The organism is Mycetocola saprophilus, assembly GCF_000718085.1.
Lineage (GTDB): Bacteria > Actinomycetota > Actinomycetes > Actinomycetales > Microbacteriaceae > Mycetocola > Mycetocola saprophilus.
This window is the reverse complement of sequence record NZ_JOEC01000002.1, coordinates 388177-403569: the sequence shown is the minus strand read 5'-3', so window position 1 is coordinate 403569 and position 15393 is coordinate 388177. Positions and strand designations below refer to the sequence as shown.

Below are 15393 nucleotides of genomic sequence, written 5' to 3'. Positions count from 1 at the left end.
AAATACTGGGGGCATGGAATCACAGGGCCGAAATATCGGCGCCCGCCGCGGCGCCGCCCGCGAACGCCTTCTCGACGCCGCCGCCCGTCACTTTTATCTGGACGGGATCGCCGCCACCGGAATCGACACGATCACCGCCACCGCCGGGGTCGCGAAGATGAGCCTGTACAACAACTTTGCGTCCAAATCAGCCCTGGTTGAGGCCTATATCGAGCGCCGTCACGAGGAGTGGCTTCGCCTCTACGACGTCCGCCTCCGCGAGGCCGAGACCCCGCGGGATCGGATCCTGGCGGTGTTTGATGCCTATATCGACCACGCGGAGGACGCCTATGATCACGCGTTCCGCGGCTGCGGTCTGCTGAATGCGGCCGCCGAACTCCCCGCCGGCGATCCGGGTCGCCTGGCCGTGCGGCGGCATAAGGAGGAGGTGGAACGGATCCTGCGGCGCGAACTGGACCGGCTCGTCGCGGCCGAAGACACAGACACGCTGGACACCGACCCCTCGTCACCGCCCATCTCGGACGAGGACACGGACTCGCCGGCCACCGCCGGCCCCTCGTCACCACCCATCGCGGCCGAACGGGCCGAAACGCTGGCCACCCACCTCTCGTTTCTGCTCGAGGGATCGATGGCTCGGGCGGGACTCGACGGCACCTCGGACCAACTGCACACCGCGCGCGCACTCGCCGCGCGGCTCCTGACCCGCGCGTGAGCCGTCACACCACCGGCGTCCTCGCGGTCCTGACCGCCGCGCTGCTCTGGGGTACCACCGGCACCGCGGCCAGCCTGGTTCCCCAGGTGGGCGCGCTGGCAATCGGCTCGGCGGCGATGGGAATCGGCGGCCTCCTCCAGGCCCTGATCGCCCTCCCCGCCCTGCGCCGCTCGCGCCACGCCCTCGCCGCCCGGCGCGGCATGCTTGTGCTCGGGGCGATCTCGGTCGCGATCTATCCGCTCGCCTTTTACGGATCGATGCGCCTGGGTGGCGTGGCGCTGGGCACGGTCATCTCGCTGGCCTCGGCCCCGCTACTCGCCGCCGTGCTGGAGGCGGTTCTGGATCGCACCCGCCTGCGCGGCCGCTGGTTTGTGGCCGCGGCCCTGGGCATCATCGGCAGCATTCTGCTGTGTCTGCCGCAGGGTCCCGCTGCCCCGCCCGCGGGCCCCAACATTCCCCTCGGGGTGATCCTCGGACTGATCGCCGGGGCCACCTATGCGGCCTACTCATATGCCGTGCGGCGAATGATGCGGCACGGCATCGAGCGCTCGGCCTCGATGGGCGCGGTGTTTGGATGCGGGGCGCTGCTGTTGATTCCGGTCCTGCTGGCCACCGGTGCCCCGATCGTCTCCGGTCCGGCCCCGCTCGCGGTGACCGCATATATGGCACTGATCCCGATGTTTCTGGGGTACTTGCTCTTCGGGTTTGGGCTCGCCCGCATTCCGGCGAGCACGGCGACGATGCTCACGCTCTCCGAACCGGCGATCGCCGCGGTCCTCGCGGTCCTGATCGTCGGCGAACACATCGGCCCTCCGGGATGGATCGGCCTGGGGATCATCGGCCTCAGCCTGCTAGCCGAGCTCGCGCCCCGCCGCTAGGCTACCGGCATGAGCACCACCGATCCGCTGGCCGCCGCCCACACCCGCCTGCGCGAATATCGCGGAAGCGTCCGCGCCGCCTTCCTCACCACGCTCTGGGGTATTCTCCTGCTGGCATCCGGTGCCACGCTCGCCTATGCCTTCAGCGGCCTCTTCGATCTACTGCGCGCCGCCACGCTGAACAGCATCTTCTCGGATACCCCGGACGGCCCCCTCGGCGAGAACTATTTTTGGTTCTTCCCGATCGGATTCATCGGGTCCTTTCTCGCCTTTGCCCTGCACCGGATGTGGGGTACCCGGTTTACCGGCACCCAGTTCACTCCGGTATTGGGCACGCTGACCATCGCGCTAATCGGCTGGAGTCTCGCCGCCTGTTGGGCGGCCTCACGTTTTGTGCAGCCCGACCAGATCGGTATGGCGGTGGATCCTGCCTTCGGGCGGGACGAAACCTGGGGCGTGTGGGCGTGGATCATGTACGCCGGACGCTGGTGGTGGCCCGGCATCATCACCACCCTGTGCGTGATCAGCCTGATCATCGGCGTGGTGTCGCGCGCCCGGCGTCGCCGCCGGACCATGATCCTCGATGGCCTCCTCACCGGCGGACGTCGCACCCCGGGTCTGATCACCTCCGCCCCCACGGCCTCCCCCGATGCGGCCCGGGTCCTCGGGCGCCTCACCATTCAGTTCACCGATGCCGCGGGAACCCGACGCTGGATTCAGCCCACCGTACGCCTCGAGCGCGCCCTGATTCCGGCGGTAGGGTCCACGGTGACCGTCCTCTTTGACCCGCTGAACCCCGGGGACACCACGCGTATTTTCTGGTCGTTTGGCCCGGGAACCACACGCGAGGAATTTACCCAGCACACGGTCTAACCCCGAGGGCCCGTTGTTTCGGTGACACGGCGCGCTAGGCTCGGGAGAACCACCCCACAACCGAAGGATCCCGATGAGCACCCCGAGCGACCAGCCCGTTTCCGAACAGCCGCGGCCCACCTGGTGGGGCACGCTGCTCTGGGTACTGCTGCCGGTGCTGGTGATCGTCTATGTCATCCTGCTCGCGCCGCTCGCCCTGCCTGCCGCCCTGATCCTGGGTGCCCTGGGGATGTTCATCGGGCTGCGCCGCATAGCCAAGCAGGGCCCGACCGCCGGTCCGATCATCCTGGTTGTGGTGAACGCGCTGGTGGTGTCGATGAGTGTGCTCGCGCTGATCAACCCCGCCTAGCTCATACCGCACTACCCGACGCGGACGGTTTTCCCCACCATCGCCGCGTGTGCACGCCCGGGCGCGTCATCCGGCCGGGGGACTTTCCCCAGGGTTGTCCACAGCTTCTCCCCGTTAACCACGGCGTTTTCCACCTCGGGTTGTGAGTTTCCCCCACATTACTCACAGAGTTATCCACAACCTGTGTGTAATTACATGTGTGTAACTCCAGGTGGACCGGGCGCGGCGAATCGACGCCACCACACAGTGGGGTTACGCGGCATGAAATCGCTGAGGGATGCCTCCCTCAGCCCCGGGAGTTATCCGCATCCCTCTCAGGGATTGATCTCACTCTTCACAGCGATTACCAAACAGCGGGCGTACTAGTCTGGAGGCTGCATCACAATCATGCTCCCGGGATCCGCCCGGAGTACCGGAAAGGCACCACGTGAAACAGTCGAGACTCGGGATCTTCTTTGGCATCATCTCGATCCTCACCGGAATGGTGCTGCCCGTGTTCACGCTGGCAATGTTCTACTCCGACGGGCTCGAGGGCACCTTCTGGGTCCCCGTACTCTTTATCCTGCCGCCGGTGAACTTCATCCTGTTGGGATGCCTGGTGATCAGCCTGGTGATGAGCATCCTGGCGATCGCCCGACACCGGGCCGCCCGCGTGCTCGGCCTGATCGGTCTGTACCTCTGCGTCCTCCAGGTCTTCTGGTACGGATCGCTGATCATCACCCAGCAGCTCGTGCGCTAATCCCTCGCGCGCGCCACCCCGCGGGTCGCGCACCAGAGGATCGCGATCGAGGTCGCCACCAGCTCGCACCACGCGCCCAGCGCGGTCGCCACGTGGGCCAGCGCGAGCAGGCCGCCCACCCCGGCAATCACCGCCACGCCGATCGCCGCACCCCAGGCGATCAGCCGGCTTCGGCGCTCGGCTCCGGCGAACGCCTGCGCGAGCATCGCGATGGCCACCAGGGCAAATCCGGCAATCGCCGCGCTGATGTGGACGGTATCGCGCATCGTATGCAGCGGATCGCCGGGCACCGGGCAGCGGGCCGTGCACGGATACACGGTGGCAACCAGGAAACCGATGCCTGCCAGAATGAGGCAGAAACCACCCAGCAGCGCGGCGCGCACGGCACCCCGGCTCTCGCCCGAGAGCGCGGCGCGCAGGGCGCCCCGGCCCGGACCCACCTGCATACGCAGCAGCTCCGCGGTGCCCAGCAGCACCCCGGCGGCCGCAACCGTCCCGAGGGCCAGCGCAAACCACCCGGCATCGGGGGCCCCATCGGCACCCAGCTCACTCACATAGGCGGGCGCCGCATACCGCAGCCGGATCACCCAGATCGTGATCAGCGCCAGGACCGCCAGCGCCGCCCCGATCCGCCCGAGGCTCACGCCCAGCAGCGGCGACGCCGCCCGAACCGGCGCGGCGCTCAGGCCGCGCGTCATCGCACCGCTCACGAACGCGGACCGGTCTGCTCGCGCACAAACGCCACAATCCGTTCGAGGGCGTGCTCCCCGTCGGCGTTACTCAGATCAAACTGATACTCATGCTGAAGCGCGGGCTCATGATCCTTCGGGTAAAACAGCGTGTCCACCTCGACCCCGAGTCCCGCCAGCCGGTCGGCCATCGCCTCGGACTGCGGGGCCAGGGAGTCAGCGTTGCCCGCGGTCAGGAAGCTCGGCGGGAAGTTCTTATCCACGTAGTTGAGGACCGAGGCCGTGCGGGTACGCGGATCCGAGGCGTAGTCGCGGGTGCCGGTGTAGGACCACAGCACGGTCTTCAGGAAGTCGCCGAACGGACCCTCAACGTTCGCCAGCGAGAGGTCGTAGGCCCCGCAGGCCAGCACCATCCCGCGCAGCGAGGATGCGGGGATCGAGGCCTCGATCGATACCTCGCGCGCATACTCGGGGTTGGTGATGATCGTCGCGGCCTGCGCGGCAATCTGCGAGCCGGCCGAATCCCCCGCCAGTACCAGGTTGGTGGGATCGATCCCGAACTCCCGCGCATCGTGCAGCAGGAATCCCAGCGCCGACATGGTCTGCACCACCGGGGTGGGATAGGTGGCCCCGGGGGCAATCGAATAGTTGATCCCCACCACGGTGAACCCCTCGGCGGCGAGAATCTTCAGGTAGTTGGCGATCTGTCCCTTGTCCCCCGAAATCCAGCCGCCCCCGTGCACCCACACGATCGTGGGCAGAGGCGTGGAACCGGCGCTCCGGGGACGGTAGATGTCCATCACGGTATCGCGCTCATCCCCGTAGTTCACATCCGAGGTTACCTGCACGGGCAGCGCATCCGCTCGCCGGTTTAGCGCCGCGTTCATCTCCTCGCCGCCACGGTCAAACATCGAGCGCACCACGAGGGCCGAGGGCCACGGGCTCACCCGAAACGCCGTCCAGGTGAGCGTGGCCAGCCCCACAATGATCGCCAGAATGATGGCGATCACACGCAGGAAAGGATGGCGGCGTCCCCAGGACAGTTCGGTCATTCCCCCAGCATATTAGGCGGAGTGTTAAATCCTGCCGAAGGGACCGGAACGGCCCGGTTAGAGCCGCTTCGCATCAAACGTGTTGCAGGCGGTGGCCCCGCCACGATAGCCCTCGAGGAACCAGCGCTGCCGCTGATCGCTGGATCCGTGGGTCCAGGCCTCGGGGTGGACCGATCCGCCACCCAGCTCCTGAATGCGGTCGTCGCCCACCGCGGCCGCCGCATCGAGGGCATCACGAATCTGCGCGTCGGTCGGGGGTTCGATCAGGCGGTTGCCGCCGCGGTCGCGCACGTTGGCGGCCGAGCCCACCCAGGATCCGGCATAGCAGTCGGCCTGCAGCTCGATCCGCACGGTGCCCGAGGTCGGACCGGTCTGAGTCCGGTCCACGGTGTCGAAGGTCCCCTCAAGGTTCTGGATGTGGTGACCCCACTCGTGCGCCACGATGTACAGCTCGGCCAGCGGTCCGCCGTGCGCCCCGAACTGCGAGCTCAGCTGATCGAAGAACGCGGTGTCGATGTAGATGGTCTCGTCCCCGGGGCAGTAGAAGGGCCCGGTGGCGCTGGTGGCCGCGCCGCATCCGGTCGAGGTGGACCCGGAGAACAGCGTGAACTCGGGGGTGTGGTAGCTCGCCCGAGCCCCCAGCGTGGTGAAGGCCCCGGTCCAATACGGATCCAGCGAGGCCGCGGCCCCGGCCATCCGGCAGTCCACGCTGTTGTTGGCGTCCTGCCCGGTCTTGCACTCCTCGAGGCTCTGCCCCACGATCGCGCCGGGCTGCTGCACCTCGGTGCCCCCGAGGAATCCCGATAGATCCACGCCGGTGAACTGGGCGATCAGGAAGATCGCGATCACCCCCAAACCGCCGCCACCCAGGGCCAGGCCCGTGGTGCGGCCACGACCGGCGCGCTTGACGTTGGTGCCGCCGATATCCGAGTTGGGGTTGAATGTCACGCGTGAACTCCTTGTCCTTGCACGCCACGATAGCGCACCCGGGCCCCCGGGTTCATCTCCGCACGACACACAAAACCCCGGGACGATGAATCGTCCCGGGGTTGTCCCCGCCGAAGTTTCGCCGGGGTGTGGGTTAGGCGTCGCGCTTGAGCAGCGAGAACACACCGAGGATCAGGGACACCAGGGTCCATCCGGCCAGCAGCAGCGCGCTGGTGGCGAAGGTCCAGTCGTCTCCCATCATGCCGCTGGCCAGACGAGACCCGGCCGCATCCAGCAGGAACGGACGCAGGTTGTTGATCCACTCCACCGGCACCAGCGAGAGGACCACCGGCAGCACCAGGATCGCTCCCAGGGCACCGGCAATCGCGCCGGCACCGCTGCGGATCAGGGTACCCAAGCCCAGCGCGAACAGGGCCACGCAGGCCACGTAGAGGGCGCCACCCAGCACGTGGGGCAGCACGTCACCGTCGAAGAGCGAGGCGTTCTGGCCGCGACCCATCAGGATCAGCGCGACGGCGAGGTAGGATGCGGCGGCCGAAACCAGGGCGATGATCCCGGTGCTGATAAACAGCACCACGGCCTTGGCGATGAACGCGCCCAGACGCTTGGGGGCGGCGGTCAGCGTGGTCCGGATCATGCCGGTGGAGTACTCGCCGGTGATGATCAGCGCGCCGAGCACCGCGGCGATCAGCTGTCCGATCATCACGCTGCCGGAGGTGGCCGCCTGCACGACGCCAATCGGGGTCATCGCAAAATCGCCGGTGCCGGCGGTATCGATGGAGGTGGCCATGAGCAACCCCAGGCCACCGCTCAGCAGAATCATGATCGCAAACGACCACAGGGTCGAACGCAGGGTACGCAGCTTGATCCACTCGGAGTTCAGCAGTCCGCCGAAGCTCAGCCGGTAGCTCGCGCGGGGCGGGGCCTGGATGGTAGCGGTTGCGGTCATCGTTTCGTCTCCTCGAGGGTGCCGCCGGTGCGGTATTCCACGTCGTTTTCGGTGAGTTCCATGTAGGCCTCTTCGAGCGAGGCGCGAACGGGGGTGAGCTCGTGCAGCGGAATGCCCAGCTCGGCGGCGGCATCGCCCACCCCGGCGGCGGTGTATCCCGAGATCTGCAGCTGGTTGATGCCGAGCGGATCGATCCGGGCTCGCGAACCGGGACCGGCGGCGGTGAGTAGGGCCTGGGCCAGCTCGTTTGCCCGCGGGCTGGTGACGCGCACGGTTTCATGCGAGGAACCGGCGATGAAGTCCTGCACCGGGGCATCGGCGATCAGGCGGCCCTTGCCCAGCACGATGATGTGATCGGCGGTCTGCGCCATCTCGCTCATCAGGTGGCTGGAGAGCAGGACCGTGCGGCCCTGAGCGGCGAGCGAGCGGGTCAGCTGGCGCACCCAGCGCACACCCTCGGGGTCGAGGCCGTTCACCGGCTCGTCGAGGATCAGGGTCTGCGGGTCGCCGAGCAGCGCGGCGGCGATACCCAGGCGCTGGCCCATGCCGAGTGAGAATCCACCCACCCGCTTGTGGGCGACGGCGCCGAGGCCGGTGAGTTCGATGACCTCGTGCACGCGGCGGACCGGGATTCCGTGGGTCGCGGCCAGGGCACGCAGGTGATTAAAGGCGCTGCGGCCGGTGTGCACGGCCTTAGCATCCAGCAGCACACCCACCTCCTGCAGCGGAGCGGACAGATCGCGGTAGCGCTTGCCGTTGACGGTGACGCTGCCCGCGGTGGGCTTGTCGAGGCCCACGATCATGCGCATCGTGGTGGACTTGCCGGCACCGTTGGGACCGAGGAACCCGGTCACCATTCCCGGCTTTACCGAAAAGGTCACCCCGTTGACGGCGGTCTTGGCCCCGTACTGTTTGGTGAGATTGGTTGCGTTGATCATGTTCCCACCCTATTTTCAGCACACCCGTGCTGGCATCCACCCCATGGGCCAAAACAGGCGTGTGGGGGTCATCCGATCGGATGACCCCCACACACGGGACTCTCGGGGCAGTCCCTAGGCGCGCGCCGCCTTCTTCTTCAGCTTCTTCTCGTCAATCGGAGCCTCGCCGCTCGCGCGCTGGGTGCGGTAGTACTGACGAGCCTCCTCCTGACGCTCCTCCTCGGCACCGGTGGCGATCTTCGCGCGCAGATGCTCGGGACCGTAACCGAAGGCCTCCACCAGACCCTGAGCCTGCGGACGCAGCCGCTCGACCAGGCGGTCGATATAGGCACTCACGGCCTGGGCCCGCGCCGGCGAGAGGCGACCGTTGATCAGGTACCAGGCCGCGTGCTTCTCGATCAGGCTGAGCCCAAAGAGGTCGCGCAGCCAGGTCAGCACGGACTGGGTATCCCGGTCGGTGATCTTATCGACGGCCCGGGTAAAGGCCTCCCACTGAAGCAGCTCGGCGTGGGCCCGGGCGGCCTCGATCAGCTCGTTCTGCTGCGAGTTGAACAGGGCGGCGGCATCGGTGGCACCGAGCTTGCCGGCCGGGCGCAGGCGTCCGGCGATCTCCCCGATCATGGTTTCCACGCGGCCGGTCAGCAGGTCGCGCTGCTCATCGGCGTCGCGGACGTGTCCCACCGAACGCGCCACCTGACCGAGGTCGGCGACGTTCTGGGTGAGCCGGCGCAGCCCCGATCCGTGGAAGGCACGGTCGGTGGCCTGGCCCACGGCAAAGCGGGCGAGGTCTCCGCCGGTGGCGCCCTTGAACCGACGCGCGTAGTCGCCCAGCAGGCGCTTACCCACGAGCTGCAGCAGCACGGTGTTATCGCCCTCGAAGGTCACATACACATCGAGGTCGGCACGCAGCCCGACCAGGCGATTCTCGGCCAGGAAGCCCGCCCCGCCACAGGCCTCGCGTGCCTCCTGCAGCACCTCGAGCGCGTTCCAGGTGGACAGCGATTTGAGGGCGGCGGCCAGGGTCTCCAGATCCTGACGGTCCTCATCGGTGTCCTCGGCGCCGCTGAACACCGCATCAAACTTGGTGAGCAGCTCATCGTGGGCGAAGTTCTGCGCGAAGGTCTGGGCGAGCTTGGGGATCAGCCGGCGCTGGTGGCGCTGATAGTCGAGCAGCACCTGCTCGTCATACTCGGAGGCCGCGTTGAACTGGCGGCGCTGGTTGGCGTAGGTGAGCGCGATCTGCAGGCCGATGGCGCTGGCGACGGTGGCCGCACCATCCAGCGAGACCCGCCCCTGAACCAGGGTCCCCAGCATCGTGAAGAAGCGGCGGCCCGGGCTCTCGATCGGCGAGGTGTAGCTGCCATCGGCCGCCACATCGCCGTAGCGGTTGAGCAGGTTGGTGCGCGGGATGCGCACATCGGTGAAGTGCAGTCGACCGTTATCGATGCCGTTGAGCCCGCCCTTCAGCCCGTCATCCTCGCCGCCGACGCCGGGCAGGAAGTTCCCGTGCTCATCACGCAGCTCGATAAAGAAGGCGTGCACGCCGTGGTTCACGCCTCCGGTGATCAGCTGGGCAAACAGCACCCCGGCGCGGCCGTGGATGGCCGCATTGCCGAGGTAGTCCTTCCAGGCGCCGCGGAAAGGGGTGTTGATCACAAACTCGTCGGTGTCGCCGTCAAAGGTCGCGGTGGTGCCGATCGAGGCCACATCCGATCCGTGGCCGGTCTCGGTCATCGCAAAGACCCCGGGGATCTCCAGGCTCATGATGCCCGGCAGCCAGCGCTTGTGGTGCTCGGCGGTGCCCAGGTGCATCACCGCGGACCCAAACAGGCCCCACTGCACGCCGGCCTTGATCTGCAGCGAGGGATCCGCCGCCACCAGCTCCTCAAACCCGGCGATGTTCCCGCCATGGTCCTCGCGCCCACCCACCGATTTGGGGAAGGCCGCGTGTACCTGGCCGTCGTTCACCAGCACCTTCAGCTGGTCGAGCACACGCTCGCGGTGCTCGTCCATCCCGAGCAGCGGATCGCGCTGCATCTCGGGTTTGGCCGCAAGTTCGCGCGAGTGCAGCCGGGCTTCGGGCCAACGGCCCAGGAGCGCCCGATGCAGGATCTCGTGGTTGAAGGTGGCGCCATTGCCGGAGGCGTTGGGTGAGGTGTTGGACATCGCTGGCCGTGCCTTTCCAAAATCGTGGATCGTCCTCCCACGCTAGGAGGACAATCCACGCAACGGAAGCATCACGTGTGCGGAGCACAAATGCCCGGCCCGGGCACCGGGAAAACCTGTAGGTCTTCCACTAAGGCCCGCCCCTATTGTGGTGGGATAGGTACGGCTAGCGCCCCAGGAACGTCCGCACCACGTCGACCAGCTCCTCGCCGTAGCGCTCGAGCTTCTTCTGCCCGATCCCGGTGATGCCCGCGAGCCTGGACTCATCCAGCGGACGCGACTGCGCCACCTCGCGCAGGGTTGCATCCCCAAAGATGATGTACGCGGGCACGCCCTGCTCCTGCGCCTCGGAGGCCCGCCAGGCGCGCAGCTCCTCAAACAGCTCGAGTTCGCGGGGGGCCAGATCCGCCAGCGCGCTGCGCTTGGCCGAGGAGCTCCCGCGCGGAATCCGCGCCATCTCGGTGCGCAGCGGCACACTCTGCGCCCCCTGCAACACCGCGGCGCTGGTCTGCGAGAGCGCGAGGGTGCCGTACTCGCCCTGGGTGATCAGCAGGCCGCGGGCCAGCAGCTGGCGGATCACCCCGCGCCACTGCGGCTCGGACAGGTCATTGCCGATGCCCCACGTGGCCAGGGTCTCGTGGCTCCACTGCTGGGTGCGCGGGGTGGTCTTGCCCCGCAGAATATCGATCAGCTGGCCGGCACCGAAGGACTGGTTGCGCTCGCGCTGCAACCGCACGATCGTGCTCAGCAGCTTCTGGGCGGGCACGGTGCCGTCCCACACCTGCGGCGGGTTCAGGCACACATCGCAGTTGCCACAGGCGGTGCCGCGCTCGCCGAAGTAGGCCAGCAGGTTGACTCGGCGGCACTCGACGGTCTCGCACAGCGCGAGCATCGCGTCGAGGTGCTGACCCAGGCGACGGCGGTGCGCCGCATCCCCGGGGGACTCGTCGATCATCCGGCGCTGCTGCACCACGTCCTGCAGACCGTAGGTGAGCCAGGCCACGCTGGGCTCGCCGTCGCGGCCCGCGCGTCCGGTCTCCTGGTAGTAGCCCTCGATGCTCTTGGGGAGGTCGATGTGGGCGACAAAGCGGACGTCGGGCTTATCGATCCCCATCCCGAACGCGATGGTCGCCACGATCACCATGCCGTCCTCGCGCAGGAAGCGCGCCTGCGTGTGTGCCCGCACCTCGGCGGGCAGCCCCGCGTGATACGGCAGCGCGTTGATTCCGTTGGCCCGCAGGAACTCGGCGGTGGCCTCGACCGTCTTGCGACTGAGCGCGTAGACGATGCCCACCTGACCCTCGCCCTCGGAGCGGATGAACTCAAGCAGCTGCTTGCGCGGTTCGGCCTTATTTACGATCCGGTATTGGATGTTGGGACGGTCAAAGCTGGAGACGAAGTCGGCGGCGTCCTCGAGGTGCAGGCGCTGACGAATCTCGCGATGGGTGGCCTCGGTCGCGGTGGCCGTCAGCGCGATTCGAGGAACGTCCGGCCACAGCTCGGCCAGCTCACCCAGCGCCAGATAGTCGGGGCGGAAATCGTGGCCCCACTGCGACACGCAGTGGGCCTCATCGATCGCAAACAGCGAGACATTGCCGTTGGCCAAGAACCGCTTGGTCTGCGCCGAGCTCAGCCGCTCGGGTGCGACATACAGCAGATCGAGCTGGCCGGTGAGATAGGCGTTTTCGACCCGCTCGCGCTCCTCGAAGTCCTGGGTGGAGTTGAGGAAGGCGGCGCGCACCCCCACCGAGAGCAGCGCATCCACCTGGTCCTGCATCAGCGCGATCAGCGGGGACACCACAACAGCGGTGCCCTCGCGCAGCAGCGCCGGCACCTGATAGCAGAGGCTCTTTCCGCCACCGGTGGGCATCAGCACCACCGCGTTGCCGCCCGCGCGCACGGTCTCGACAATCGCCGCCTGGTCGCCCCGGAAGGACTCATACCCGAAGACCCGCTGCAGGATTTCCAGTGCGGTGGGGGCGTCGGGTGCTGTCTGCGTGCTCATCCTTCCCAGGCTACCCGCTGTGCGGCGCACCCCGACCCCCGGGTACGGCATGGCCCCGGAAAATCCCGGCGAGCCCCAGGGGGCCGGCCAGCGCGAGGGCCCGGCGACCCACACGAGCCTGTTCGCTCCGGGGGCTCGAAAGCCCACAAGAACCCGGGAAACCACGAGAGCCCGGCCACGCGGATGCGTGACCGGGCCCTCGATCGGAGAACCTACGGGTTCTGGCGCTTGGCCTTCTCGGCCTCCTCGCGGGCCACGTCGCTGCGGCGGCGCTGCACGAGCAGCAGCACCAGCAGGACCAGGCCGCCGAAGAGAACCACGCCGATTGCCACCACGATCCAGCCGATGTCATCCATCGCCGCGGTGTGCGGACGCACGTTCGGACCGACCTCCTCGCCGGGGGCGGCGGAGGCATCGGTGCCGGCCTGCGGGGTGGCACCGGTGCCCTGGGTGGTGACCTCGCCCGTTCCCGGGTCGGCGCTTGAGCACACAGGGCGCTCGGTCTGGCCGGTGCCCAGCTTCTGACCGGCGGCGGGCTGCCAGTCGAAGGTGAAGTCCCCCGAGATCGGGTGGCCGTCGGTCGAGACCACCTGCCAGGTAACCGTGTAGGTTCCCGCCGGACCGAGATCGGCCGGCATGGTCAGAGCGGGCCCGTTAACCACGCCACAGCCGGAGGCATAGTGCTTACCGTCCGGACCCACCACGATCATCGTGTTGACACCGATCGGGGTCAGATTATCGTTGGTGGTCAGCACGATCTGTCCGGGCTGCTCGGTCACCGTGGACTTTGCGGCCGGATACTCGGACACCACCGTGTTGTGTGCCTGCGCGGCGGGCGCGCTCAGCACCAGTCCGGCCATAGCCAGGAAGAGTCCCAGCATCAGGACGAGTGCCGTACGCACGGATGCCTGCGGCAGCGTGATCACACGGGCCCGGCTCACTTGCGGGCCGCCTTGGCGCGCAGGCCCAGGGTGCCGACGATGATGCCGACCACACCCAGCGCCAGACCGGCGATGCCCAGGCCGCGGGCCAGCACATCGGGCTCGGCCGCGGTGGCGTGGGTCTCGGCGGCGGTGTCGGTGGCCGACGCATCGTGTCCACCGTGACCGGCATCCTTGGCCGCCGCGGTCACCACGAGGCTCGGGGCCGGAGCCTTGAGGTCCTCCTCGCTCTGGCCCTTGGCGGGGATCTCGGACCAGTTGGTCGATCCGGTCTCGCAGGTTTGCAGGGTCGGGAAGGTCAGCGTCTTGCCGGCCTCGGCGGGCAGCTGGAGCTGGAGGACCATGGCGTCGCGGTAGCCGTCGGCCAGCGGGGTCTTGGCGGTGTAGGTCACCGAACCGACCCGCTGGGCGAGCGAGTTTCCGTGGGCATCCTTGATCGGGGTGGCCAGATCAACCATGTCCTTGGTCACATCCCAGTTGGGGTTGACCGTGGGGGTCACGCCGTTGATCTCCTCGGGAATGGTGATCTTGATCGAGGTGGTCGGGCTGCCCTCGCAGCCGTGCGGGACCGAGAAGGTCAGCAGGCTGTAGGCACCGGCGGAGGTATCCGAGGGCTTCACGCTCACGTGGGCGCTGGCCGCCAGCGGGACCGCCACGGCAAGGATTGCTCCGGCCAGCACGGCACCGGAGATCGAAAGGGTCTTTGTGTGCTTCATGAAATTGGGGGCTTTCTGGATCCGTTGGGATGCGCGAGGATTCTCGCGCACCGGCGTCTGGGCATCACGGCCAGCGCCCCCGCGGGGAGGGAGCTAGAGGGATACCCCGGCCGGAACGGGCGGGCCCCGGGTACAACGAATTTCCAGATGGCGCTCGCGCAGCGGCGTAATCGCCTCGGCCACAAGCACCCGGGCACGACTCAGCGGACGCTCGGTCAGGATTCCCAGCAGGATGCGCACCCGGGCCAGCAGACGCAGCTCCCGCACCAGCGAGTACAGCGCGGCTTCGCCGTGCAGCAGGAACAGCCAGGTCACCACCGCGGCCACCACGTGGGCCACCCACATGATCGGACCCGCGTGACCGGCGTGGGTCAGCGGTTCGAGCGCGCTGATCACCACCGGCCCACCGTGCACGTGACCGGCACTCGCCGCCGGTGCGAGGTTCGCCCCACCCGCGGGGAGGAAGGCAAACAGCGCGTGGAAGAGCGACTGAGCGATCACCACCGAGAGTCCGATCCGCACCGGGGAGAGCTTCTTCCCGGCGAGCGCGATGCAGACAAACACCGAGAGAATCAGCGCCCAGACGATCGCCGGGGCCGAGGGCCCGGACATCCCGGCCATGCCATGGGAGAGGGCGGCGAAAAACGTGGCGATCACGGCGGCGGATACACCACGCAGCGCTAGCACGCGCCTGTTGGTTTCCACCACCGCAATCCTCCCTGAGTTCTCCCCCAGAATACTCGATACACAGACCCTTCACGGCTCCTCCCTCGAACCGGGCGCGACGCTCGATTGTGGACTTCTCGAAGGGTCGACTAAATTGGAAGGTAATCCTCACTTTTTTCGGCGGGAGCACACCCACATGCATCGGACAAACACGCGTCTTCTGCTCACGTGCGCCGCCATCGGAGTGGGCAGCGGAATCCCGCTGGGTATCACCGGCTATCTGCACGTGGTGGTCCTGGCCCTGATCCCGATCATCTACGGGCTGCTGATCTCGGTGTACTTCCTGCCCGGCATCATCGCGCAGTGGCTGCTGCGCCGCCCGGGCGTCGCGGTGATCACCGGATTTGTCGCCGGTCTCACCAGCTCGGCGATCGACCCCACCCAGTGGACCCGACACATCGGCACCGGGCTGCTGATCGGGCTGATCCAGGAGATTCCGTTCCTGTTCACCCGATTCCGCTACTGGCCCAGCTGGCTCTACTACGTGGGGGCGCTCTTTGGCGGCGGGGCCCTGGCCGCGATCATGGCCCTCGCCCTGGACGCCTCCCGGTTCGACCCGATCTCGCAGGTCATCTTTATGGTCATGTTTGTGTTGGGACCGGTCCTCTTCACCTGGCTCGCCCAGCTCCTGGCCGCCCGCATCTCGAAAACCGGGGTGATGCGCGGGCTGGAGTATCCACGCGATCGCCGCGGAAGCAAAGCGACGGCCTAG

16 protein-coding genes are annotated in these 15393 nt (G+C 67.7%); 6 read left to right on the top strand and 10 right to left on the bottom strand.

Annotated elements, in window-relative coordinates; translation table 11 throughout:
- Positions 1 to 13: 13 nt before the first annotated feature.
- The 5 genes from IE92_RS0107660 (at position 14) to IE92_RS0107640 (ending at position 3551) form a co-directional block, all read left to right on the top strand.
- Positions 14 to 712 (top strand): TetR/AcrR family transcriptional regulator, encoded by a 699-nt coding sequence (locus IE92_RS0107660; RefSeq protein ID WP_030147914.1) that lies wholly within the window; start codon positions 14 to 16, stop codon positions 710 to 712.
- The gene (locus tag IE92_RS0107655; RefSeq protein ID WP_030147913.1) at positions 709 to 1590 is read left to right on the top strand and encodes a DMT family transporter; all 882 of its coding nucleotides are present in this window, start codon (positions 709 to 711) and stop codon (positions 1588 to 1590) included. Before IE92_RS0107660 ends, IE92_RS0107655 begins: the two co-directional genes overlap by 4 nt.
- Before the next feature lie 9 nt (positions 1591 to 1599).
- A complete protein-coding gene (locus IE92_RS0107650) occupies positions 1600 to 2463 on the top strand; it encodes a DUF3592 domain-containing protein (RefSeq protein ID WP_030147912.1) in 864 nt (287 codons plus the stop codon).
- A 73-nt stretch (positions 2464 to 2536) separates the two neighbouring features.
- Positions 2537 to 2812, top strand: coding sequence for a hypothetical protein (locus IE92_RS0107645; RefSeq protein ID WP_030147911.1), 276 nt, complete (start codon positions 2537 to 2539; stop codon positions 2810 to 2812).
- Between the two features lie 427 nt (positions 2813 to 3239).
- The gene (locus IE92_RS0107640) at positions 3240 to 3551 is read left to right on the top strand and encodes a hypothetical protein (RefSeq protein WP_030147910.1); all 312 of its coding nucleotides are present in this window, start codon (positions 3240 to 3242) and stop codon (positions 3549 to 3551) included.
- On the opposite strand, the gene IE92_RS0107635 is transcribed toward IE92_RS0107640, so the two are convergent.
- The 10 genes from IE92_RS0107635 to IE92_RS0107590 all read right to left on the bottom strand — a co-directional run bounded on the left by IE92_RS0107635 (position 3548) and on the right by IE92_RS0107590 (position 14660).
- Positions 3548 to 4249, bottom strand: a complete 702-nt coding sequence (locus IE92_RS0107635; RefSeq protein WP_030149716.1) for a DUF998 domain-containing protein — start codon at positions 4247 to 4249, stop codon at positions 3548 to 3550. The genes IE92_RS0107640 and IE92_RS0107635 overlap by 4 nt on opposite strands.
- An 8-nt stretch (positions 4250 to 4257) precedes the next feature.
- Positions 4258 to 5292 carry an alpha/beta hydrolase gene (locus IE92_RS0107630; protein ID WP_051701698.1) on the bottom strand — a complete coding sequence of 345 codons (1035 nt, stop codon included), beginning with the start codon at positions 5290 to 5292 and terminating at the stop codon, positions 4258 to 4260.
- Between the two features lie 57 nt (positions 5293 to 5349).
- Positions 5350 to 6309: a KPN_02809 family neutral zinc metallopeptidase gene (gene ypfJ / locus IE92_RS0107625; RefSeq protein ID WP_081863954.1), complete on the bottom strand. Its 960-nt coding sequence runs from the start codon at positions 6307 to 6309 to the stop codon at positions 5350 to 5352.
- A gap of 64 nt (positions 6310 to 6373) precedes the next feature.
- Positions 6374 to 7189, bottom strand: coding sequence for an ABC transporter permease (locus tag IE92_RS16595; RefSeq protein ID WP_030149717.1), 816 nt, complete (start codon positions 7187 to 7189; stop codon positions 6374 to 6376).
- Complete coding sequence (locus IE92_RS0107615) at positions 7186 to 8127, bottom strand: ABC transporter ATP-binding protein (protein ID WP_030147905.1); 942 nt, start codon at positions 8125 to 8127, stop codon at positions 7186 to 7188. The genes IE92_RS16595 and IE92_RS0107615 overlap by 4 nt, the downstream gene beginning before the upstream one ends.
- A 114-nt stretch (positions 8128 to 8241) precedes the next feature.
- Positions 8242 to 10293: an acyl-CoA dehydrogenase family protein gene (locus IE92_RS0107610; RefSeq protein ID WP_051701699.1), complete on the bottom strand. Its 2052-nt coding sequence runs from the start codon at positions 10291 to 10293 to the stop codon at positions 8242 to 8244.
- Between the two features lie 166 nt (positions 10294 to 10459).
- Positions 10460 to 12349, bottom strand: coding sequence for a DNA helicase RecQ (gene recQ, locus IE92_RS0107605; protein ID WP_211250767.1), 1890 nt, complete (start codon positions 12347 to 12349; stop codon positions 10460 to 10462).
- Between the two features lie 161 nt (positions 12350 to 12510).
- Entirely contained in the window at positions 12511 to 13239 is a 729-nt protein-coding gene (locus IE92_RS0107600; protein ID WP_030147902.1) for a copper resistance CopC family protein, read from the bottom strand.
- Positions 13236 to 13955, bottom strand: coding sequence for a YcnI family copper-binding membrane protein (locus IE92_RS0107595; RefSeq protein WP_030147901.1), 720 nt, complete (start codon positions 13953 to 13955; stop codon positions 13236 to 13238). Before IE92_RS0107595 ends, IE92_RS0107600 begins: the two co-directional genes overlap by 4 nt.
- A gap of 93 nt (positions 13956 to 14048) precedes the next feature.
- Positions 14049 to 14660, bottom strand: a complete 612-nt coding sequence (locus tag IE92_RS0107590) for a hypothetical protein (protein WP_162178498.1) — start codon at positions 14658 to 14660, stop codon at positions 14049 to 14051.
- 157 nt (positions 14661 to 14817) lie between these two features.
- On the opposite strand from IE92_RS0107590, the gene IE92_RS18540 reads away from it, so the two are divergent.
- Positions 14818 to 15393 carry an ECF transporter S component gene (locus IE92_RS18540; RefSeq protein WP_030147899.1) on the top strand — a complete coding sequence of 192 codons (576 nt, stop codon included), beginning with the start codon at positions 14818 to 14820 and terminating at the stop codon, positions 15391 to 15393.

What these genes read in the sequence shown, in the direction of transcription:
- IE92_RS18540 (WP_030147899.1), top strand. Translation starts at nt 14,818, where the DNA reads ATGCATCGGACAAACACGCGTCTTCTGCTCACGTGCGCCGCCATCGGA.
- IE92_RS0107595 (WP_030147901.1), bottom strand. Translation starts at nt 13,955, where the DNA reads ATGAAGCACACAAAGACCCTTTCGATCTCCGGTGCCGTGCTGGCCGGA.
- IE92_RS0107630 (WP_051701698.1), bottom strand. Translation starts at nt 5,292, where the DNA reads ATGACCGAACTGTCCTGGGGACGCCGCCATCCTTTCCTGCGTGTGATC.
- IE92_RS16595 (WP_030149717.1), bottom strand. Translation starts at nt 7,189, where the DNA reads ATGACCGCAACCGCTACCATCCAGGCCCCGCCCCGCGCGAGCTACCGG.
- IE92_RS0107615 (WP_030147905.1), bottom strand. Translation starts at nt 8,127, where the DNA reads ATGATCAACGCAACCAATCTCACCAAACAGTACGGGGCCAAGACCGCC.
- IE92_RS0107610 (WP_051701699.1), bottom strand. Translation starts at nt 10,293, where the DNA reads ATGTCCAACACCTCACCCAACGCCTCCGGCAATGGCGCCACCTTCAAC.
- IE92_RS0107650 (WP_030147912.1), top strand. Translation starts at nt 1,600, where the DNA reads ATGAGCACCACCGATCCGCTGGCCGCCGCCCACACCCGCCTGCGCGAA.
- recQ (WP_211250767.1), bottom strand. Translation starts at nt 12,349, where the DNA reads ATGCCGTACCCGGGGGTCGGGGTGCGCCGCACAGCGGGTAGCCTGGGA.
- IE92_RS0107645 (WP_030147911.1), top strand. Translation starts at nt 2,537, where the DNA reads ATGAGCACCCCGAGCGACCAGCCCGTTTCCGAACAGCCGCGGCCCACC.
- IE92_RS0107660 (WP_030147914.1), top strand. Translation starts at nt 14, where the DNA reads ATGGAATCACAGGGCCGAAATATCGGCGCCCGCCGCGGCGCCGCCCGC.
- IE92_RS0107635 (WP_030149716.1), bottom strand. Translation starts at nt 4,249, where the DNA reads ATGACGCGCGGCCTGAGCGCCGCGCCGGTTCGGGCGGCGTCGCCGCTG.